We start from the raw sequence: 19,721 nt of genomic DNA on the forward strand, positions 1-19,721 counted from the left end.
TCTTCGTCACCGGCCCACCACCGACAAGGCAAGATCCACCGAGAGCGGGATCGTGTGGAACATCGCGTACGCCAAGAAACAGCCGTATGCGACCGAGGCCAGCGCGTACGTCACATGCCAGCGCCGGGCGCCGGTACCGAAGCGTGCGAGGTGCTCGGGCAGCGGCTGCCTCCTGATGGTGTGGCGCAGCAGTGTGAACGCCCTGCCCCGCATGTTCGTCAGCCCGGCTGCCGCTTCCACGGCGGTGTAGCCGTCGCTGGGCATCAGCGGGTTGAGATTCACGATCAGCAGGAACATCTGCATACCCAACAAGAACGCTGCCGTGTGCTGGACGAGGCCGCTGGAGTTGAGCGCCACGAGCCCCACCACGCCGCAGAACCAGCCGTCGCTCAGCACGCCCGCCATGGCCAGAAGCACCCGGCCGCCGCGCCCTCGGAGGCGGTAGGCGTCTGTGCGGTCCACGTACGCGACTGGCATGAAGTAGAAGAGCAACGCCACCCCGAGACCCCGGATGGGCACCTTGAGGTACTGGGCGACGAGCGCGTGGGCACTCTCGTGCGCGAGGACGATCAGCAGCATGACGCCCGTCGCGATGAGGAACGCCGGGCCCGCCAGGTCGCGTAGACCAGGGGTGCCAGTGAAGAGGGTGTGAAAGCCGAACGCATACCCGGTGACCGCACCCAGCGTAGCGAGCACGACGATGAGGCGAGCGGGCAAGGCGCGCAGGACACGGGCCACCGGCTCCAGCACGGTGGGCAGCGAGCGAGTGAGCACGACGCGCGGCATCAGCATGGACGTGCGGAACCGCTTGCCGCCGGCACTGGGACTGGCACCAGTGCCCTGTTCGGTCTGCTCAGATCCCTCCAGCAGCCCACTGCGCTCCAGGCCCGCAAGGAAGGTGTCGAGCTGCCGCGAGAACGCATCGGCACGCGCCTGATCCACACGGGCGTTCTCGGAGAAGTACGCCACGAGATCGTCACGGGTACGGGTGCCGTCCAGGTACCCGAGCAGCGCCTCGGCGGAGCGCGTGATGCGGTGGTAGTGCCCGGAGACCGGATCGAAGATCAGCGGAATGTCGTCCATTCCACGGATGACCTCCAGTCCCTCCCGGAGCTTGGGCGGTGAACTGATCACTGTTCCTCCTGTACGGGCAGCACCCGGGGTCAAGCGGGTGGTAGCCACCCGCTTGACCCCGGCCCTGCAGGGCAGGATGATGCGGAATTGCGAGGACCTTCTGGTCCGACGCCGGCAGGACGGTGCCGAAGGTGTCAGCCGGTACGGCACCGCCCGCCGTGCCCGGTCACCCGTAGGTCGAGGCCGTGGTGAAGCTCGACGCGGAGGAGGCCGGGCAGGACGCCGAGCTCGCGGATGTCGCGCTGGCGAAGGACCCGAGGGCGCTGCCCTCCGGCAGCTCCTCGACGGTGAGCTCATCGTCCATCGCGTACAGGTCGAAGAGGTTCTCGGTCGTGAGGTCGTGGTTCATGCTTGTCACTCCTTTCGTGTGAGTGGTGACCGTGCTGTGGTGCGCTATGGCACCTGCGGCGCGATCAGCCGAAGGTGGAGGCCGAGCCCACGCTGGCGGCGGAGGTGGCCGGGCAGGACGCCGTCGACGCGGAGGAAGCGGAGAACCAGCTGCCGAGGGCGTTGCCCTCCGGCAGCTCCTCGACGGCGAGCTCACCGTCGAGGGCGTACAGGTCGAACATCTCCTCGGTGGCGATGATGTCGTTCACTGATCTACTCCTCTCTTGTTGTGGTGTTGCGATGCGCCAAGCGCTGCTGACGACTTGCCAGTGCTCTTCGTCAGCCCGTGCAGTTGGCGGTCATGATGCTGCCCGCGGTGCTGGCCGGGCAGCTCGCGGTTCCGGCGGTGGAGGCGGTGCTGAAGGTGCCCAGCGCCACTCCCTCGGGGACCTGCTCCACGAACAGCCCCTCGTCACCCGGATCCACCAGGTGCAGATCGAGCTCCGTCATGGTGATGTCGCTCATCGGATGCCTCCGGGGCGGCTCAGGTGTAGCTGGAGAAGGACGTGAACGAGGACGCCGACGTGGCCGGGCACGAGGCGCTGCCGACGGTTCCGGCCGTCGACACCGACGCCAGCGCGTTTCCGTCCGCCAGGGTCTCCATCTCCAGGGAGTCCTCGAGCATGTCGTCGAGGACGTACAGTTCCAGGTCAGCCATGGGGAATCCCCCTTCTGCTGCAGTCGGGGGCTACTAGCCCGAGCATTGGGCGGTCATGATGCTGCCCGCGGTGCTGGCCGGGCAGCTCGCGGTTCCGGCGGTGGAGGCGGTGCTGAAGGTGCCCAGCGCCACTCCCTCGGGGACCTGCTCCACGAACAGCCCCTCGTCACCCGGATCCACCAGGTGCAGATCGAGCTCCGTCGAGCCGAAGTCGCTCATGCGATATACCTCCCTTCTGTTCTCTCGGCGGTCACCGGTGGCCGGCCGGCCCCGGGAGCGTGTGGGGCGGCGGCAGCTCGGCGGCGCCACCCAGGGCGAGAGCGAACAGCTGATGGCGGGCCGCGCCGTCGCTGCGGAGCGGCTGCCGCACCGACGCGGGGATGAAGCCCGCGAAGACCGTGCCCACGAGGCCGACCGCGACGGCGTCCAGCCACATCGTGTACGCGGCGGCCGCGGCGCGGCCCATGAGCATGCGGTAGCCGTGCGCCCCGTGGCCGCGGCTCACCCGGTCGAGGTCGGCAGCGATGGAGATGATGGCCGCCGCATCGCAGAACTCCCGCTGGAGCGTAAGGCCATGAAGCGCTTCCGGCGCGGGCAGCGGGGCCACCGGGGTGTATGCGCGGTCGCCGGAGTCCAGGCAGAACATGCCCGGTTCCAGGCCATCGAGGCGGAATGCGACGATGTCGGTCTGGAGCGGGCACCGCTCCTGCTCGTCCGGCCAGGTCGCCCGGTCCGCGTCGATGCCGCTCGCGACGACTTCGGCGAGGAGGGACGCTGCGACCGGGCTGGGATCGAAGATCCTGGTCGAGGTGCGACGCTCAAGGGTCGCGAGGAGGGAGGCCCTGGGGTCCCGCCCCTCCGCCTGCTCGAACCTGACGGGCGGTCCGAGCGGTACGGGGCCGGGGCTCGCCAGCCGCGGTCGCGTGGAGTCCCCGTCCACGGGGGCCGGTGCCGGGGAACGCAGGGCAGTGATCAGATCGGCTGCCAGGTCGTGCGGGCTGCTCACTTGCTGCCTCCCAGGTCGATGACCGCGGTGATCGGTTCGACATCGGGATCGATCCCGAGCGCGGTGGCGACGGCGTCGTCGTCCCAGTGGGGGCGCGGCGCCAGGCCGATGCCGAGGGTGTGGGCCGCGGCCCGGGCGGTGGCCTGGGCGCAGCCGCTGTCCAGTAGGACGATGCGCAGTGCGAAGGCCGAGTACTTGCGGGCCACCTTGGGGAAGTCGCCGGTCAGTACGAGGGTCACCGGGGCGTCTCCCGTGACCTCACCCGTGCCGGAGGACAGCCGGGCAAGGCGGTGCTCAGTGGCCACGTAGCCGTACACACCGGGGGACAGCCCGAGGATGTCCCGTACCACCGCGTACGCCGTGACGGAACCAATGTTGCCGCCGCTGGCCGTCCACCGGGCCACCTTGTCCTTTTCGTCGGCCTTGATGCCGGCGGTGACGGACAGGAGGAGGGAGACCGCGGCCGCGTCCAGGGCTGCCGGGACGGCCGGCCGGCCGGTGTCCAGGCGGTGGTGCGCGGGCGGGGGCAGCTCCACGGCCTGGGCGACCGGCCAGGTGCGGGAGACTCGTTGGAGGGCCAGGTTCGACGGCTTGTAGTGCATCTGGTGCGCCTTGAGGTCCGCGAATTCCTTAGGCGGCATCGCGACCGACGCCTCGAACCGGGTAGCCAGCGAGGCCCGCTCCAGAGGTGTGCCGGCCGGGGCTTCGGCGGCGGAGCAGCGGGGACAGCCTGGCCGGGTCGCGGAGGAGGCATCCTGGTGGCCCAGTGTCTCGAGGTCGACGACTCGCCAGCGCATGGGCAGTGGCGAGGGCGTCGTACGGGACACCATGGCGAACAGGTCGCGGGCGAAGAGAGCGGCCGCGAGCCGGTGGTCGCCGGGCGCAGCTGTCCTTTCGTCGGAGGCGTCCTCGGCGGAGAGGCACTCCAGGCAGGGCGTGATGCGGGGGTCGGTCAGCGGGCCGAGGGCGGCCTTGCGGCCGTGGACCCGCAGCCGGAGCAGCGGAAGGCCCTTCTCCCAGCAGTGGTCCGCGAGCGCGGCGCCGTCACGCTCATCCTCTGTCCGGTCCGCTGCTTCGGCCCATACCGCGAGGGTCGTCCCTTCCAAGGGCAGCCCACCTTCGCCACGACGTACGGGCAGGGAGCCGCTGAGCTCCTCCTCCAGCAGCACCGTCAGGCCAGGGTCACCGAAGATCTCGACGGACGTGTGGTGAAGTCGGGCGGCTGCCTGTTCCCATGAGGCATTGGCCTCGGTGGCGCTGCCCACCCGGGACAGGAAGTCGGCGAGCCGGTCGTCGACCTCCCCCGCCACCGGTGCGGTCTCCGTCCCTGCCTCGGGCGGGCCTTCCTCGATCACGCCGGAGGCCCACAGCAGTGACAGCGCCTTGAACACGATCTCCTCGGGGCGCCCGAGCCGCACCGCGAGGTCCCCATGGGTGTGGGTCCCGTCGAGCAGGTCGAGCAGGGCGGGCAACAGGTCGGCGGCGGACCTGCCCCGGAACAGTTGCTTCTTCGGCGTACCGGTCACCACCACCTGGTCCGGCTCGGTGCTGATGACCAGGCCCCGGCGGAGCCGAGGCCTGCGGGGAATCCGCAGCTGCGGATCGAACCGGGCAGCGGCGCCGATCGAATCGGCCGTGAGCATGGGCTGTTCAGTCACTGGGTCGACCCTCCTTCGACCGAGGCGAGCGTGCGCCACAGCTCGTCGCTGGTGGCTCGCCCGCGGCAGCGCGTACAGCGGTCCACTGCGACCACCGACGATCTGCTCGTGGCTCCGCTGATCTGGTCAAACCTGCGTACGGTCCCGCCGAGCCCCTCGCCCGCCGGAGCGCGGAACACCTCGTCCACGGCCTGGTGGGCGAATGCTCCGGCGATGCCCACGTGGTGGACTGGGTATCCGGAGGGGTGGCGGTCATCGGCGGACGCGGCAGCGCCGTGCCCAGGACGCCGGTGCTGGTCGCGGCGACGTACGAAACAGTGGTGGCAAGCGGTCCGGCCGGGGATTACGACGGGGCCGCACTGGACCTCGGTCACGGTGGAGTGGACGCCGAACCACGGCACGCGCCACGCGAACGCCGCACGGTCCAGGGCCTCGGCAATACGAGGCCGTTCCTGAGCGGTCGCCAGCACGATCAGGTCGGCATGCGGCCACAGGCTCGGATGCGTACCGCCGTCGATCTCCTGGAGCGCTACGGGATACACGCGCTCCAGACGCCGCGCGACCTCCTTGCCATAGGCATCCGAAGCGAGGACGAGCAGTTCACGGTTCATGTCGCACCTCACGCGAAGGGCTGCGGATGGGGATTGATGCCGGCCTCGTCGTGCACTGGGTGGCCCATGGCGCGCGGAGCGTCGTAGAGCCTGGGGTGGGCGAGGTAGCGGGCACGGTGGGCGAAAGACAACGGCATCAACTGGGGCACCATGACGCGGACGACGGTGGCGCCCACCTGCCGGGCCTCATCCGTGGTGAGGTCCACGACCACCACCTCGCACCCGGCCGCCGCCATCCGCTTCAGCAGCCACGGAAGGGGCTCGGCCCCCCCGCCGGGGCGGGGCAGCGCGGACAACCGACGTACGGGACGATCGCCCTCCAACAGGAAGTCGAACTTGTGGCGCTGGTCCCGCGGCCCGGCCAGCAGCGCTCCGTCGATCACGCTCACGGTGTCCTCGGGCCGCTCCGGGCGGGTGCTGCGACCGGCCATGGAACGCAGCGCGATGCGGAGGGAAGCAGCCTCGCGGTAGAGCTTGGCGACGGCCTTGCCCGGGTCACTGTCGCAGGTGGCGACGACCAGTTGGGCGAGATCGCGGTCGTGATCAGCAAGTTGCACCCCGTACACGACGGGGATACCGAGGTCGGTGGTGGCGTCGAAGAGCAGCGTGCGAATGTTCTCGGACGTTCCCCTCTCCACGAACGCCTGCTGCTCGGCCGACAACTCGCCGAGATCGACTTCCAGGCGCGGGAGCCGGAGCCGCTGCAGCCAGGTCAGGGCGATGGAATCACGTTCGACGACCTCCAAGAGGCCGTTGGCGACAGCGGCGAGCGGATCAGCATGGGTGGCACAACCGGTGGAGGCGGGGTGAACGTGGCGCTCCGCCGCAGACTCCGGGGAGCACTTGAGGTAGACCTGGACAACGGGGACGTAGACTTTGCGGCCGCGGGTGAAGGACCAGCCCTCCACCCAGCGCAGAGGCACCGTGGGGTCGGCGGGGATCAGCCCGCAGCGGGGATCGGCGAGCTCGGCCGACGAGCAGGTGGGCCAGTCCCACGGCGGGATGGCGTCCTTGCCCAACTCTGCCGCGGTGGCCCAGAACATGCCCTGCGGATCCCATGCGATGGAGGAGTACCGCTCCAGCGACTCGGCCGCCGCGAGATGTGCGGCTGTCTCCCGGTCGAGTGCTCCTCCGGCGCCGTCGAAGTTGCCAGAGGTCGGGTCGTGAGCCCATGCCGGCTGGCTGGTAAGTACCGCCCCGGGGTTCCCCAGCGAGCCGGAGTAGACCTGGAAGTCAGGCTCCCCCTCGGTGACGGGCAGCCAGGTCAGCCGGGACACGAGTCCGTACGGCGACACCAGCTTCCCCATCGCGCGCAGTGACGCGGGCACGGATGCGCTGAGAGGCGTCGCTTGAAGCGTCCTCATGTCCGGCCTCCTTGGTCGAATGTGATCTAGCGTGGTCGAAGAGCTGCAGGTACTGCCAGGAAGTACCGTGGCTGCCCGTTTTGCGGTCCTCTCGCGAGTCCCTAGTTGCAGACGGGACTTTTCGTGTATCCCGAACCGTCGCGGCGATCCCTTGGAATCTCTGGGGGCCGGAATGGGTCGTGTGGAGCTGGCGTGGCGGTCGTTAACGTGTTTGACTCCGGTCGCGACAGCGCACGGAGGGGGGATGTGCGTCGTCGCGACCGGTTCCACCATCTACACGCGGTGGAGCGGCTGGCACGCTGTTCACGGGACCAGGAAATTTCCGAACGGGGGATGAACGGCTTGAACGAGGTGTTAGAGGAGAGCTTCGCGCAGTACGTCAGGGGTGCTCGCCCAGCACTGCGACGTAACGCTTTCGTCCTGGTGGGAGACTGGTTCACAGCAGATGATCTTGTGCAGCAGACCCTGATGGTCCTCTACCAGCGCTGGGAGCGCCTGGAGCAGCACGATGCATTGTCCGGCTACGCCCGCACGGTCATGGTGCGGCTCTTCATCAGCGAGCGGCGGGCGCACCGCTGGACCCGTGAACTCCTTCACGACTCGCCGCCGGATTCCCAGCCGGCTCCGGAGGAAGCCGCCCGGGTCGGCGACCGCATCATGCTGCTCGGGGTGCTGGCCACCCTGACGCCGAAGCAACGCAGCCTGGTTTATCTCCGCTACTGGGAAGATCTGAGCATCGAGGAGACGGCTCAGATCATGGACTGCTCACCGGCCACCGTCCGTAGCTCCGCCTCCCGGACATTGCGCATCCTGCGGCAGCGACTGGGCAGCCTCGGTTCCGCGCCGGACTCAACTCTCCTCGGCGCCGCAGCGGGTGAAGCGCCCGGGCTGCCATCAGCTGAGATTGGCCAATAGCCTGGGTTTCGGGAGGAGCTCGGAGCGGAAGAGCTGAGGGGGGCCCCGCCAAAGGGCCGGGAGCCCTTTGGCGGGGGACCGGACGATTCTTCTCACATACTCTTGACGGACCAATTGCCCACGCCTCGCTCCTTCTCCCCCTACAGGATCAAGCCATGAATGAGACGCCGCCGGGCCCCTCCGTTGAGGGGGATCATGACACCTCCGAATCGTTCGGCCTTGTCCTGCGATCGCTCCTCGGCGGGGCTCCGGCCCCGGAACCCCGCCTCAGCGACGACGAGCTGATCGCGGAGATCCGCAGGACGGACACTTCAGTCTGCAGGTCAACTCACGAGTGAAGCAGTAGCCGAGCGTCTCGGCTGATACCAGTTCCATCACATCAGCGACCAAGTAGAGGCCGATGGCTCCGGCAGCGCGGTGTGGCCGATCCCGGTGGGGCAGCGCACCGCTTCTGTGAGGTCTGTGCGGTGAACGGTCGGGTAGCCCAGGGGCGAGATCCCCCTGGGCCACCCGACCGTTGGCTGGACAGACCCGCTGTCGGCCAAGAGCGAAGCAAAGGTCATCATCTGGGAACACCCGGCGGAGAACCCGCTCGGCGGCCCCACGGCGTAGACCACGAAATGGGCCAAGATCATGGGACAGAAACGCGGTGTCCCTCGAATGAGACGGCCGGGAATAGCCAGGCCACCAAAACGGAATGGGGCATTCCGATTGCGAGCCTACAGGCCCGTAGGGGCCGGTGACGTCGCCGACGCCCTCCATACGTCCGATCGCGTCCAGCGCGGGTTCCATCCGGTCCTGTACGGACGCGTCCCGCACGGAACCGTCCCCGACCTTCCACACCACGGTGTCGGTGTCGCCGGCGCGTTCCGGGAACGCCTTCTCCATCAGGCCGTACGCCCGCTTGGAGTCCGTGTCCGGCAGGGAGAAGACATTCGCGTAGTTCGTGCCCGCGCCGCTCGCCGCCGCCCCCAGTCCGAGCAGCGCCCCCACCCACAGCAACACGACCACCAGCCGGTGCCGATAGCACCAGCGTGCCAGTACCGCCACGTTCAAGCTCCTTCGTCGCTCCGTAGGTCCCCCAGGTCCTCGCAGCAGGATCGGCGGCCGGACCCCGCGGGGACACGACTCGCGCGGAACTCTCAAGGAACTCCAAAGCGGGAAGCGGTACGGCCGCGGACGCTCGCACCGATACTGGGAACATGACGACGGCTCCAGGCACCGTGCTGGTCGTGGAGGACGAGGAGAGCATTGCCGATGTCCTCGCCATCGCCCTGCGCTACCACCGGTTCGAGGTCATGGCGGCCGGCACCGTCCGCGAGGCGCTCGCGCTGACCGAGCACACGCACCCCGACGCCGCCCTGCTCGACGTCATGCTGCCGGACGGCGACGGCCGCGGACTCGGTCGTGAACTGCGGCTCAGGCGACCCGAGCTGGCGTTGGTGTTCCTCACCGCCCGGGACGCCCCGGCCGAGATCGTCGGCGCGCTCGGCTTCGGTGACGACTACATCACCAAGCCGTTCAACATCGACGAGGTCGTCGCACGGGTGACCGCGGTGCTGCGCCGCACCCGGCCCGCCGACGCCCTCCCGCAGCGGGCGCCGCTGCGCCACGGCGACCTGGAGCTGGACGAGACGACGTACTCGGTGCGCCGCGCGGGCCGTTCGGTCGAACTGACCCCCACCGAGTACGCCCTGCTGCGCTTCCTGGTGCGCAACGGCGGGCGGATCGTGCCCAAGGACCAACTGCTGCGCCATGTCTGGCAGTACGAGCACACCCCGTCGGAGTCGACCGTCGTCGAGACCTACATCAGCTACCTGCGCCGCAAACTCGACGTGCTGGGTCCGCCGGTGATCACCACCCGGCGCGGGGTCGGATACGGCCTGACGTGAGAGCGCCACGACCGTGGCCGTCCCGGCTCCCCCGGCTCGTCCGGCTCGTCCGGCTCGTCCGGCTGCGCCGCCTGGTGCACTGCGAGCGGGGCATCCACTCCCTGCGCGGCCGGCTGACGCTGGCGAACCTGGTACTGCTCGCCATCGGCATCACGGCGGCGACCCTGGTGAGCGTGCTGGGCATGCGGTACTACCTGCTCGACCAGATCGACACGGAGCTGGTCCAAAGCCGCGACTCGCTCGGCGGCTCCCGGCTGACACTGCGGCAGATCGACTCGCTGAGCGTGCTGAGCTTCTTCACCGAGCGGACGGATCCGGCGGAGAACGGCGGGAACCGTCCCGCCTCGGTCTTCGCCGCCGTCGACTCCGGTGGCGAGACCGTGGGCGTCCTCGGCTTCGAGCCGACCGAGGCCCAGCGTGCCCTGGCGGACGAGGTCGGCGACCCCCGCTTCCTGGTCCGTGCCCCCGAGCCGCACGACCTCACCGTCCGGGGCACCGGCTACCGCGCCACGGCCACCAGGCTCGGGGACGGCACGTACATCCTGATCGCCACCTCCACCGAGTCCCTCCACACGGGGGTCGCCAAGGTGGTCAAGCTCGACGTGGCCATCGGGACGCTGCTCCTCGCGCTGCTGGCCTGTCTGACGAGGGTCAGCGTGAGCCGCCGGATGCGGCCGTTGGAGGACATGGTGGAGACCTCGTCGGCGATCGCCGAGGGCGATCTGACCCGGCGTGTGCCCTCCAGCCGGGATCCCATCCTGGAGGTGGAGCAACTGCGGATCGCCCTGAACTCGATGCTCCAGCAGGTCGAGTCGGCGTACCGCACGCGCGAGCGCAGCGCGGCCCAGCTGCGCCGGTTCGTCGCCGACGCCTCGCACGAACTGCGCACGCCGCTGGCGGCGATCCGCGGCTACCTCCAGTTGTACGGCCGGGGGATGCTGCGGGAGCCGGCGGAGCGTCGGCGGGCCTGGGACAGGATGCTGGCGGAGTCCGACCGCATGGCACGGCTCGTGGACGAACTGCTCGTGCTGGCCCGTCTCGACCAGCGGCCCGAACTGCGGCTTACGGCGGACCGGACCGACCCGCCGCCGACCGCCTTCCGGGACGGGTACTGAGCGCACGGAACGGACCTGGGCCGCGGAGCCCGGGGCACCGGGCCGTACCGCAGGGGCCCGGGGTGGCACCCGGGCCCCTGCGACGGAACCGTCAGGTCTGCTTCGACGCCAGTTCGATCACCGTGACGTCCGACGGCGCGCCGATCCGGGTCGGCGGGCCCCAGGCGCCTGCGCCGCGGCTGACGTACAGCTGGGTGTCGCCGTAGCGGTCCAGGCCCGCGAGGGTCGGGTTGGCGGCGGCGGCGAGGTAGCTGGCGGGCCAGAGCTGGCCGCCGTGGGTGTGGCCGGAGAGCTGGAGGTCGACGCCGTGGTCGACGGCCTCGTGGACCATCACCGGCTGGTGGGCGAGGAGCACGCAGGCACGGGCCCGGTCCCGGTCGCCGAGCGCCCGCGCGTAGTCGGGTCCCTGGCCCTCGTCCTCGCCGGCCAGGTCGTTCACGCCGGCGAGGTCGAAGTGCGGGAGTGCTGTGCGCGCGTTCTCCAGCGGGTTCAGGCCGAGCCGGCGCACCTCGTCGACCCACTCCTCGGCGCCGGAGAAGTACTCGTGGTTCCCGGTGACGAAGAAGGAGCCGTGACGTGCCCTCAGCTGCGCCAGCGGGGCCGCGGCCGGGCCGAGTTCCTTGACCGTGCCGTCCACCAGGTCGCCGACGACGGCGATCAGGTCGGGCTGGGTCGAGTTGATCGTGTCGACGACCTTCTGCGCGAAGCCCCGGCCGAGGACCGGCCCCAGGTGGATGTCGCTGACCACGGCGATCCGGTAGCCGTGCGCCGCGCGGGGCAGCGTGGCGAGCGGCACGGTGACCCGCTTCACCTTCGGCCCGCGCACCGTGCCGTACGTGCCGTACCCGACCGTTCCGACGGCCGCCGCGGCAGCGGCCCCGGCGACCACCCGGGAGACGAACAGCCGCCGGGAGGGACCGGCGGGCTCCTCGGCTGCGTCAGGGGCGTCGGAGACGGGCGCGGAGGCCGCGGTCCCGGCCGGCGCGGGGACGTCCGCGTCCGCCGGCTGCGGCGTTCCCGGGGCCGGTGCTCCCGGTGCCGACGCGGCCGGTGCGGCAGCGGTGGCCGTCACGCCCGCCGGTACCGGCGTCGGCTCCTGGCCCGGCGGGGCGGCCACCGTGCGCCGTGCCCGGCGTTCCAGGACCCGGCGCAGCACCGGGCGGACGGCCTCGCCCACGAGCACCGCGAGGAGCAGGTAGAGGCACAGGGCCAGCCAGAGGTAGCCGGGCCAGGCCAGGACCTGCTTGAGCCGGAACGGGACATCGCTGCGTGTGGCGAAGAACGCCGCGAAGGTCACCGCCCAGCCTCCGGCGACCACCACCGCACCGATGCGGCGCACGGCACCCGGGGCCCGGGTCGTGTCGCGGAACAGACGGCGCCACAGGTACCAGTTGCCCGCCACCAGGACGGACAGGACCAGCAGGGCGATGAGTACGAAGGCTATGGCCACGGTGCGGTGTTCCCCAGTTTTCCGTTACGACGTCCGTGACGTCCGGCTCAGTGCGCGCAGGCCGCGCAACCCGATGCCCCCGATGACCGTCCCCCATACGAAGGAGACGACAGCCAGCAGCAGATGAACCCAGAAGTATGCCGTCGGCTCACCGTCGTCGAAGGCCAGCCCGCTGCCGTCCTTGACCAGGTTCCTGACGAAAGTGATCCAGATGATCCAGCTCCACACCCCGAAGACGAGCAGGAGCCAGGAGACGGGGCGGCTGAGTTTCACCAGATCTGACCTTTCGTCGCAACACCGGGCGCCCGGATCCGGCCAGGGCTCCGGGGAGTGTCCCCCGGGCGTGCACGGCATGGGTCCAGTATCACCGGCCGGTGTCCGGTTCCGTTCGCGGGGTGGGGAGGGAGGGGGGACTTCCTCAGGCACTGCATGTACGTTTCCGACCGTGTCCGCACCCAAAAACTCCATCCAGCGCTCACTGTTGGTCACTTCCGCCATATTGGTGTCCACCGCGCTGACCGCTCCCGTCGCCCTCGCGGCCCCGGGCCCGTCGTCCACCCCTTCGTCCAAGCCCTCGGCCGGCTCCTCGGCCGACCCGTCGAAGAGCTCCACGAAGAGCCCGTCGAAAAGTGCGTCGAAAAGTGCGTCGAAGAAGCCGGCGAAGGGACCCGAGGCCGCTCCTCCGGCCGGAATGTCGACGGTGGGCGGCACCCGGCTCGGACGGGCGGGGACCCAGGTCAACCTCGCGAGCGGCGTGCCGGTGCTGCCGAAGGACCTGTCGGCCCGGTCCTGGATCGTCGCCGACGCGGAGTCCGGCGAGGTGCTCGCCGCGCACAACGCGCACTGGAGGCTGGCCCCGGCGAGCACCCTGAAGATGCTGTTCGCCGACACGCTGCTGCCGAAGTGGCCCGGTTCGACGAAGCACAGGGTCGAGCCCTCCGACCTGGCCGGCACCGGCCCGGGCTCCAGCATGGTCGGGATCAAGGAGGACGAGACGTACACCGTCCACGACCTGTGGCTCGGTGTCTTCCTCCGCTCCGGCAACGACGCGGTCAGGGTGCTGTCCGCCATGAACAAGGGCCTCGGGAACACCGTCAGGGAGATGAACGAGCACGCCGAGGAGCTCCAGGCCCTCGACACGGTCGTGGTGAGCCCCGACGGCTACGACGCCGAGGGTCAGGTGTCGTCCGCGTACGACCTGACCCTGATAGCCCGTTCCGGGCTGCAGAAGAAGGACTTCCGGGAGTACGCCTCGACGGTCCGCGCGGACTTCCCCGGTGAGACGAAGAAGAACAAGAAGGGCAGGAAGGTTCGCGAGTCCTTCGAGATCCAGAACACCAACCGGCTGCTGTCCGGCGACTACGACGTGCCCGTCTACGAGGGCATCGCCGGAGTGAAGAACGGCAACACCACCAACGCGGGCGCCACCTTCACCGGGGTCGCGGAGCAGGACGGCAGGGTGCTGCTCGTCACCGTGATGAACCCTCGGAAGAAGGAGAGCAACGGGGTCTACAAGGAGACCGCGAGACTGTTCGACTGGGGTTTCGAGGCGGTCGGCAAGGTCGACCCGGTGGGTGAGCTGGTGCCGCCCAGGAGCGCCGTGCAGGCCGGCGCCCGGCCGAGCGCCGGCGCCTCCCCCGGCGAGGCGGGCGGCGCGGGCGAGGGGGTGCCCGGCGCCGCGGGCACCCGGCCGGTGGCGAGCGCCGCGGCCGGGAGCGGGGCCGGTGGCGTCGGGACCGCACTCGCCGTCACGGGCGGCGTGCTGGTACTGCTCGTGGGCGGGGCGTTCCTGGTCAACCGCCGATGGCCGTTGCCGGATCTGGTGCGCCGCCGGCCGCGCCCGTGACCTGCCCGCCCTTCTTCTCCTTGTCCTGCGTCGCTGTCCAGGCGGCGCAGAACACGATCAGTTTCATGGTGAAGTTGATCCACAGCAGCAGGGCGACCGGGACGCCGAACGCGCCGTACATGCTCTTCGCCGCGATGCCCTGCACATAGCCGCTGAGCAGCAGTTTCAGCAGTTCGAAGCCGACCGCGCCGATGAGCGCGGACACGACCAGAGGGCGGCGGGCGGGTTCGACGCCGGGCAGCGGCGCCAGGACGTACAGCAGGAGCAGGAAGTCGGCGCCCACGGCGACGGCGAAGGCCACGATCCGCAGCACGATCCCGCCCCAGCCGCCCTCCTCCAGCCCGATGGCGTCACTGATCCGGTCGACCGCCGTCGAGGCGACCGCGGAGGCGGCCAGGGTGACCAGAACCGCGCCGCCGAGCCCGACGAGGATACCCGCGTCCTTGGCCTTGCGCAGGAAGGGGTTCTCCTCCGGTTCGGGCAGCTCCCACACCGCGCGCAGGCACTCGCGCGTCGATCCGGCCCAGCTGATGCCGGTGAACAGCAGGGCCGCACCGGCGACGAGACCGATGGTGCCGGCGTTGTCCACCAGGCCGGCGATATCCAGTTGGTCGGAGATGCCGGGCACCTGCTCGGCGATCTTCTCCTGGAGGGTGTCCTGCTGCTCCTGGCTGAGCATGGCGGCGCCGACCGCCGCGGCGACGGTGAGCAGCGGGAACAGCGCGACGAAGCTGGTGAACGTCATCGCGGCGGCCAGTCGCGTCCAGGCCACCCGTTCCATCCGCTCGTACGACCGCCACGCGTGCGTGAGCATCAGCCGCGTGGCCCACGGGCCGACGACCGGGAGTCTCTTCAGCCAGTCCATGAACCGCCTCTGCCCCCGCAGGGGAGGTCCCATGTCCGGAACGACATCCCATTAATCACCCGTTCCGGGGAGTGAGGCGAGGTTTCAGAACTAATCACCCATATAGGGGCGATACGGTCATCGACATGCCTGATGACACCGTCTCCCCCACGGGATGGGGCCACGCCGTTCCCGCCGCGGCCCGGCTGCCCCGGTCCCTGCTCGTCCTCGGCGGTACGTCCGAGATCGCGCTGGCCACCGCACGCCGGCTGATCGCCCGCCGCACCCGCACGGTGTGGCTGGCGGGCCGGCCCTCCCCCGCGCTGGACCGGGCCGCGGAGCAGTTGCGCCGCCTGGGCGCTCAGGTGCGCACCGTCGCCTTCGACGCCCTGGACCACGCCTCCCACGAGAACGTCCTCGGCAAGGTCTTCGCGGAGGGTGACATCGACATGGTGCTGCTCGCCTTCGGCACCCTCGGCGACCAGGCCCACGACGAGCGGTCGCCCCGGGCCGCCGTCCGGGTCGCGCAGACCAACTACACCGGCGCGGTCTCCGCGGGCCTCGTGTGCGCCGGTGCCCTCCAGAACCAGGAGCACGGCTCCCTGGTGGTGCTGTCGTCCGTCGCCGGGGAGCGGGCCCGCCGCGCGGACTTCATCTACGGCTCCAGCAAGGCCGGCCTGGACACCTTCACCCAGGGCCTCGGCGACGCGCTGTACGGAACGGGTGTGCACGTCATGGTCGTGCGTCCCGGCTTCGTCCGTACCCGGACGACCGCCGCGCTGCCCGAGGCACCGTTCGCCACCACCCCGGAGGCGGTCGCGACGGCGGTGGAGCTGGGGCTGCGCCGCCGTGCGGAGACGGTGTGGGTACCGGGCGGACTACGCGTGGTGATGTCGGCGCTGCGGCACCTGCCCCGGGCGGTGTTCCGGCGGCTGCCGCTCTGACGTCCGAGGGCCGGGGGTCCTGTCGTTGCCTTCCCGTCGTCCGCCCGCAGGGCGGTTCTTGCGGCGTCATGGGGCCCCGCTCATGGGGGCCTCCCCCGCTCGGGCGAAGCCGGGAGGCGGGGGAGGAGCCGAGAGCTCGGGGGAACGTGGCCGGGCGTCGCTGGACAGGCGGAAACGTGACGACGGGGCCCACGAGGACCGGAGGGTCAGTACGCGGTGACGGAACCGCGGTCGGCACGGCCGGACTGCGGGGGCACCGCCGGCGAACCGAACGGAAAGTCCCGCAGCTTGCGCCACACCGCGTCGGCGCCCTGTTCGTAGAGCGCGAAGCCGGTGCAGGGCCACCGCGCCTCGTAGTCGGCGAGCTCCTCGAAGGCGCGGTCCATCGCCGCCTCCTCGATGCCGTGCGCCACGGTGACGTGCGGGTGGTACGGGAACTGCAGCTCACGCGCGACGGGGCCGGACGCGTCGCGGACCTGCTTCTGCAGCCAGGTGCAGGCCTCGGCTCCCTCCACGATCCGGACGAACACGACCGGCGACAGGGGCCGGAAGGTACCGGTGCCGGAGAGCCGCATGCGGAACGGGCGGCCGGTCACGGCGACCTCGTTCAGATGCGTCTCGATGGCCGCCAGGTCACTCTCGTCGACCTCCGTCGGCGGCAACAGGGTGACGTGCGTGGGGATACCGTGAGCAGCGGCGTCGCCGAAGCCCGTGCGCAGCTGCTGAAGCCGGCTGCCGTGAGGCTCCGGGACCGCGATCGACACACCGATCGTTACGGTCCCCACATCGTCTCCTTCGTTTCCGTCGTTCGGTCCTTGCGGTGGTGCCGGCCCCGGGTGGTGGCACCGCCCCGCCCCGTCCGGTGCGCAGCGGGTGGCCGCCGGAGCGGCCACCCCCGTACCGACTGTACGACCACGGCCCGCTCCCGGGCAGGCGCAGCCGGAGTGACGTACGGCGCTCAGCAGGTGGTACGGATCGGTACCGGGCCCGCGTTCAGTCCCGCGGCGGTCGCCGCAAGAGCCCCGGCCCGGGGCCGGGTCAGTGCTTGGCGGGCAGGAAGCCCACCCGTTCGTAGGCCAGGGCAAGGGTCTCCGCGGCGACGGCGCGGGCCTTCTCCGCGCCCTTGGCCAGGATCGAGTCGAGCGTCTCGGGGTCGTCGAGGTACTGCTGGGTGCGCTCCCTGAACGGGGTCACGAACTCCACCACGACCTCGGCGAGGTCCGTCTTCAGCGCCCCGTAGCCCTTGCCGGCGTAACGCTCCTCCAACTCGGTGATGCCCGCCCCGGTGAGGGTCGAGTACACGCTGAGGAGGTTGCTGACCCCCGGCTTGTTCCCGACGTCGTAGCGGATCACGGTGTCGGTGTCGGTGACCGCGCTCCTCACCTTCTTGGCGGTGGCCTTCGGGTCGTCGAGGAGGTTGACGAGGCCTTTCGGCGTGGACGCCGACTTGCTCATCTTGATCGTCGGGTCCTGAAGGTCGTAGATCTTCGCCGTCTCCTTGGGGATGTACGGCTTGGGGACGGTGAAGGTCGGGCCGAACCGGGCGTTGAAGCGGTCGGCGAGGTCGCGGGTGAGCTCGATGTGCTGGCGCTGGTCCTCGCCCACCGGCACCTCGTGTGCCTGGTAGAGCAGGATGTCGGCGACCTGGAGGACCGGGTACGTGAACAGGCCGACGGAGGCGCGGTCGGCGCCCTGCCTGGCGGACTTGTCCTTGAACTGGGTCATGCGGGAGGCCTCGCCGAAGCCGGTGAGACAGTTCATGATCCAGGCGAGCTGGGCGTGCTCGGGGACGTGGCTCTGGACGAAGAGCGTGCAGCGCTCCGGGTCGAGCCCGGCTGCCAGCAGCTGGGCGACGGCGAGCCGGGTGTTGGCGCGCAGCCCGGCCGGGTCCTGCGGGACCGTGATCGCGTGCAGGTCGACGACCATGTAGAACGCGTCGTGGGTCTCCTGCAGGGCCACCCACTGGCGCACGGCGCCGAGGTAGTTGCCGAGGTGGAACGAGCCGGCGGTGGGCTGGATTCCGGAGAGCACGCGAGGGCGACGCTGCAGGGTATAGCCGTTCCCCTGGGGGTGGGGTGAGTGGCGGCGAGGCGGACGATCAGAGGCCATGCTCACCATTCTCTCAGGCCTCGGAGGGCGATCGGGCACTGGTCCGGAACAGGCGGATTCCGATCCGTGCGCGGGGGCGGGGCGGGAGGGAGCGTCATGTGACGGCCGGGGTGTGTGCCGGCGACGACGGTGGCGGTGCTGTCGGCGGGGGTGCCAGGGGCCGCGGCGGCGGCCGTCGGAACCCTGCTGGTACGACGCGCGGCGGTCCGCCGCCGTGGCGGACCGCCGCGCGAGGAGCCGCGTCAGGAACCGAGCGGCCTCTGAGGGCCGTCGGCGCCGTCAGCCGAGGTCGATCTCCGGGTACAGCGGGAAGCCGGCCACCAGGTCGGTCGCGCGGTGGGAGATCTCGTCGGCGATCTTCGCGTCGAGGACGTGGGCCGCCCTGGAGGGGGCGCCGGACTTGGTGGTGCCGGCCTCGGTGGTGGTCAGGACACGGTCGATCAGGCCCGCGACCTCGTCCATCTCGGCAGTGCCCAGACCGCGCGTGGTCAGCGCGGGGGTGCCGATGCGGATGCCGGAGGTGTACCAGGCACCGTTCGGGTCGGCCGGGATGGCGTTGCGGTTGGTGACGATGCCGGAGTCGAGGAGGGCGGCCTCGGCCTGGCGGCCGGTGAGGCCGTAGGAGGACGCCACGTCGATCAGGTTCAGGTGGTTGTCCGTGCCACCGGTCACCAGGGTGGCGCCGCGGCGCATCAGGCCGTCGGCGAGGGCACGTGAGTTGTCCACGATGCGCTGGGCGTAGTCCTGGAAGGAGGGCTGCCGGGCCTCCGCCAGGGCGACCGCCTTGGCGGCCATGACGTGCGGGAGCGGGCCGCCCAGGACCATCGGGCAGCCACGGTCGACCTGGTCCTTGAGGGAGTCGTCGCACAGGACCATGCCGCCGCGCGGGCCGCGCAGCGACTTGTGGGTGGTGGTGGTGACGATCTGGGCGTGCGGGACCGGGTCGAAGTCGCCGGTGAGGACCTTGCCGGCGACGAGGCCGGCGAAGTGCGCCATGTCGACCATGAGCGTGGCCCCGCCCTCGTCGGCGATCTCGCGCATGATCCGGAAGTTCACCAGACGGGGGTACGCGGAGTACCCGGCGACGATGATCAGCGGCTTGAACGCGCGGGCGGACGCGCGCAGCGCCTCGTAGTCGATCAGGCCGGTGGCCGGGTCGGTGCCGTAGGAGCGCTGGTCGAACATCTTGCCGGAGATGTTCGGGCGGAAGCCGTGGGTGAGGTGGCCGCCGGCGTCCAGGGACATGCCGAGCATGCGCTGGTTGCCGAAGGCGCGCCGCAGCTCGGCCCAGTCGGCGTCGGAGAGGTCGTTGACCTGGCGGACGCCGGTCTTCTCCAGGAAGGGCACCTCGACGCGGGCACCGAGGACGGCCCAGAAGGCGACGAGGTTGGCGTCGATGCCGGAGTGCGGCTGGACGTAGGCGTGGCGGGCGCCGAAGAGCTCCTTGGCGTGCTCGGCGGCCAGCGATTCGACGGTGTCGACATTACGGCAGCCGGCGTAGAAGCGGCGGCCGACGGTGCCCTCGGCGTACTTGTCGCTGAACCAGTTGCCCATCGCCAGGAGGGTGGCGGGCGAGGCGTAGTTCTCGGAGGCGATCAGTTTGAGCATCTCGCGCTGGTCGGCGACCTCCTGGCCGATGGCGTCGGCGACGCGCGGCTCGACGGCACGAATCACGTCGAGGGCGGAGCGGAAGGCGGTGGAAGCGGTGGAGAGGGGCTCGGCGGGCATGAGGGACCTCCGGACGTGGCGTTCGGTGTTCACGGCATGGCCCAGGCGCACGGCACTCGG

General features: G+C 70.5%; 20 protein-coding genes and 2 pseudogenes. 5 read left to right on the forward strand and 17 right to left on the reverse strand.

The window, feature by feature from the left end:
* Positions 1–6: 6 nt before the first annotated feature.
* The 10 genes from HUV60_RS12320 to HUV60_RS12365 all read right to left on the reverse strand — a co-directional run bounded on the left by HUV60_RS12320 (position 7) and on the right by HUV60_RS12365 (position 6,818).
* Positions 7–1,134, reverse strand: a complete 1,128-nt coding sequence (locus tag HUV60_RS12320) for a hypothetical protein (RefSeq protein ID WP_257851219.1) — start codon at positions 1,132–1,134, stop codon at positions 7–9.
* Between the two features lie 166 nt (positions 1,135–1,300).
* Positions 1,301–1,483, reverse strand: coding sequence for a thiocillin family RiPP (locus tag HUV60_RS12325; RefSeq protein WP_257851218.1), 183 nt, complete (start codon positions 1,481–1,483; stop codon positions 1,301–1,303).
* Positions 1,484–1,547: 64 nt separating this feature from the next.
* Positions 1,548–1,730 carry a thiocillin family RiPP gene (locus HUV60_RS12330; protein ID WP_331461984.1) on the reverse strand — a complete coding sequence of 61 codons (183 nt, stop codon included), beginning with the start codon at positions 1,728–1,730 and terminating at the stop codon, positions 1,548–1,550.
* Positions 1,731–1,800: 70 nt separating this feature from the next.
* On the reverse strand, positions 1,801–1,986 hold the full coding sequence (locus tag HUV60_RS12335) for a thiocillin family RiPP (RefSeq protein WP_257851217.1): 186 nt from the start codon (positions 1,984–1,986) through the stop codon (positions 1,801–1,803).
* Between the two features lie 19 nt (positions 1,987–2,005).
* The gene (locus tag HUV60_RS12340) at positions 2,006–2,179 is read right to left on the reverse strand and encodes a thiocillin family RiPP (RefSeq protein WP_257851215.1); all 174 of its coding nucleotides are present in this window, start codon (positions 2,177–2,179) and stop codon (positions 2,006–2,008) included.
* Between the two features lie 33 nt (positions 2,180–2,212).
* Positions 2,213–2,398 carry a thiocillin family RiPP gene (locus tag HUV60_RS12345; RefSeq protein ID WP_257851214.1) on the reverse strand — a complete coding sequence of 62 codons (186 nt, stop codon included), beginning with the start codon at positions 2,396–2,398 and terminating at the stop codon, positions 2,213–2,215.
* A gap of 31 nt (positions 2,399–2,429) precedes the next feature.
* The gene (locus HUV60_RS12350) at positions 2,430–3,185 is read right to left on the reverse strand and encodes a nitroreductase family protein (protein ID WP_257851213.1); all 756 of its coding nucleotides are present in this window, start codon (positions 3,183–3,185) and stop codon (positions 2,430–2,432) included.
* Complete coding sequence (locus HUV60_RS12355; RefSeq protein ID WP_257851212.1) at positions 3,182–4,843, reverse strand: nitroreductase family protein; 1,662 nt, start codon at positions 4,841–4,843, stop codon at positions 3,182–3,184. The genes HUV60_RS12350 and HUV60_RS12355 overlap by 4 nt, the downstream gene beginning before the upstream one ends.
* Positions 4,840–5,454, reverse strand: coding sequence for a TOMM precursor leader peptide-binding protein (locus tag HUV60_RS12360; protein ID WP_257851210.1), 615 nt, complete (start codon positions 5,452–5,454; stop codon positions 4,840–4,842). The genes HUV60_RS12355 and HUV60_RS12360 overlap by 4 nt, the downstream gene beginning before the upstream one ends.
* Positions 5,455–5,462: 8 nt before the next feature.
* Positions 5,463–6,818 carry a YcaO-like family protein gene (locus tag HUV60_RS12365; RefSeq protein ID WP_257851208.1) on the reverse strand — a complete coding sequence of 452 codons (1,356 nt, stop codon included), beginning with the start codon at positions 6,816–6,818 and terminating at the stop codon, positions 5,463–5,465.
* Between the two features lie 192 nt (positions 6,819–7,010).
* Between HUV60_RS12365 and HUV60_RS12370 the strand changes: the two genes are divergently transcribed.
* Positions 7,011–7,733 carry a SigE family RNA polymerase sigma factor gene (locus HUV60_RS12370; protein WP_257851207.1) on the forward strand — a complete coding sequence of 241 codons (723 nt, stop codon included), beginning with the start codon at positions 7,011–7,013 and terminating at the stop codon, positions 7,731–7,733.
* A gap of 729 nt (positions 7,734–8,462) precedes the next feature.
* Here HUV60_RS12370 and HUV60_RS12375 read toward each other — a convergent pair.
* Positions 8,463–8,774, reverse strand: a pseudogene (locus HUV60_RS12375) (MMPL family transporter); the annotation flags it as partial.
* 161 nt (positions 8,775–8,935) lie between these two features.
* Between HUV60_RS12375 and HUV60_RS12380 the strand changes: the two are divergent.
* Together HUV60_RS12380 and HUV60_RS12385 are read left to right on the forward strand one after the other, a co-directional pair.
* Positions 8,936–9,625 (forward strand): response regulator transcription factor, encoded by a 690-nt coding sequence (locus HUV60_RS12380; protein WP_257851206.1) that lies wholly within the window; start codon positions 8,936–8,938, stop codon positions 9,623–9,625.
* A gap of 62 nt (positions 9,626–9,687) precedes the next feature.
* A pseudogene (locus HUV60_RS12385) lies at positions 9,688–10,686 on the forward strand (histidine kinase dimerization/phospho-acceptor domain-containing protein); the annotation flags it as partial.
* A 145-nt stretch (positions 10,687–10,831) separates the two neighbouring features.
* Here the strand turns inward: HUV60_RS12385 and HUV60_RS12390 are convergent.
* Together HUV60_RS12390 and HUV60_RS12395 are read right to left on the reverse strand one after the other, a co-directional pair.
* Complete coding sequence (locus HUV60_RS12390; protein ID WP_257851205.1) at positions 10,832–12,190, reverse strand: metallophosphoesterase; 1,359 nt, start codon at positions 12,188–12,190, stop codon at positions 10,832–10,834.
* A 24-nt stretch (positions 12,191–12,214) separates the two neighbouring features.
* Complete coding sequence (locus HUV60_RS12395) at positions 12,215–12,463, reverse strand: SCO4848 family membrane protein (protein ID WP_257851204.1); 249 nt, start codon at positions 12,461–12,463, stop codon at positions 12,215–12,217.
* 172 nt (positions 12,464–12,635) lie between these two features.
* Between HUV60_RS12395 and HUV60_RS12400 the strand changes: the two genes are divergently transcribed.
* Positions 12,636–14,036, forward strand: coding sequence for a D-alanyl-D-alanine carboxypeptidase family protein (locus tag HUV60_RS12400; RefSeq protein ID WP_257851203.1), 1,401 nt, complete (start codon positions 12,636–12,638; stop codon positions 14,034–14,036).
* Here the strand turns inward: HUV60_RS12400 and HUV60_RS12405 are convergent.
* Complete coding sequence (locus HUV60_RS12405) at positions 13,984–14,901, reverse strand: YihY/virulence factor BrkB family protein (RefSeq protein ID WP_257851202.1); 918 nt, start codon at positions 14,899–14,901, stop codon at positions 13,984–13,986. The two genes, HUV60_RS12400 and HUV60_RS12405, sit on opposite strands and share 53 nt — an antisense overlap.
* Before the next feature lie 125 nt (positions 14,902–15,026).
* On the opposite strand from HUV60_RS12405, the gene HUV60_RS12410 reads away from it, so the two are divergent.
* Complete coding sequence (locus tag HUV60_RS12410; protein WP_257851201.1) at positions 15,027–15,824, forward strand: decaprenylphospho-beta-D-erythro-pentofuranosid-2-ulose 2-reductase; 798 nt, start codon at positions 15,027–15,029, stop codon at positions 15,822–15,824.
* A 206-nt stretch (positions 15,825–16,030) separates the two neighbouring features.
* Here HUV60_RS12410 and HUV60_RS12415 read toward each other — a convergent pair whose 3' ends face one another.
* The 3 genes from HUV60_RS12415 to HUV60_RS12425 all read right to left on the reverse strand — a co-directional run bounded on the left by HUV60_RS12415 (position 16,031) and on the right by HUV60_RS12425 (position 19,661).
* Complete coding sequence (locus HUV60_RS12415; protein ID WP_257851200.1) at positions 16,031–16,609, reverse strand: 2'-5' RNA ligase family protein; 579 nt, start codon at positions 16,607–16,609, stop codon at positions 16,031–16,033.
* Between the two features lie 253 nt (positions 16,610–16,862).
* Positions 16,863–17,933 (reverse strand): tryptophan--tRNA ligase, encoded by a 1,071-nt coding sequence (gene trpS, locus HUV60_RS12420; protein WP_269441178.1) that lies wholly within the window; start codon positions 17,931–17,933, stop codon positions 16,863–16,865.
* Positions 17,934–18,212: 279 nt separating this feature from the next.
* On the reverse strand, positions 18,213–19,661 hold the full coding sequence (locus HUV60_RS12425) for a glycine hydroxymethyltransferase (RefSeq protein WP_257851199.1): 1,449 nt from the start codon (positions 19,659–19,661) through the stop codon (positions 18,213–18,215).
* Positions 19,662–19,721: the final 60 nt, after the last annotated feature.

The organism is Streptomyces sp. KMM 9044, from assembly GCF_024701375.2.
GTDB lineage: Bacteria > Actinomycetota > Actinomycetes > Streptomycetales > Streptomycetaceae > Streptomyces.

Excerpts from the sequence above, each read along its gene's own strand:
- HUV60_RS12340 (WP_257851215.1), bottom strand. The coding sequence starts at position 2,179 with ATGGCTGACCTGGAACTGTACGTCCTCGACGACATGCTCGAGGACTCC.
- HUV60_RS12380 (WP_257851206.1), top strand. The coding sequence starts at position 8,936 with ATGACGACGGCTCCAGGCACCGTGCTGGTCGTGGAGGACGAGGAGAGC.
- HUV60_RS12360 (WP_257851210.1), bottom strand. The coding sequence starts at position 5,454 with ATGAACCGTGAACTGCTCGTCCTCGCTTCGGATGCCTATGGCAAGGAG.
- HUV60_RS12335 (WP_257851217.1), bottom strand. The coding sequence starts at position 1,986 with ATGAGCGACATCACCATGACGGAGCTCGATCTGCACCTGGTGGATCCG.
- HUV60_RS12365 (WP_257851208.1), bottom strand. The coding sequence starts at position 6,818 with ATGAGGACGCTTCAAGCGACGCCTCTCAGCGCATCCGTGCCCGCGTCA.
- HUV60_RS12325 (WP_257851218.1), bottom strand. The coding sequence starts at position 1,483 with ATGAACCACGACCTCACGACCGAGAACCTCTTCGACCTGTACGCGATG.
- HUV60_RS12405 (WP_257851202.1), bottom strand. The coding sequence starts at position 14,901 with ATGGACTGGCTGAAGAGACTCCCGGTCGTCGGCCCGTGGGCCACGCGG.
- HUV60_RS12425 (WP_257851199.1), bottom strand. The coding sequence starts at position 19,661 with ATGCCCGCCGAGCCCCTCTCCACCGCTTCCACCGCCTTCCGCTCCGCC.
- HUV60_RS12410 (WP_257851201.1), top strand. The coding sequence starts at position 15,027 with ATGCCTGATGACACCGTCTCCCCCACGGGATGGGGCCACGCCGTTCCC.
- HUV60_RS12345 (WP_257851214.1), bottom strand. The coding sequence starts at position 2,398 with ATGAGCGACTTCGGCTCGACGGAGCTCGATCTGCACCTGGTGGATCCG.
- trpS (WP_269441178.1), bottom strand. The coding sequence starts at position 17,933 with ATGGCCTCTGATCGTCCGCCTCGCCGCCACTCACCCCACCCCCAGGGG.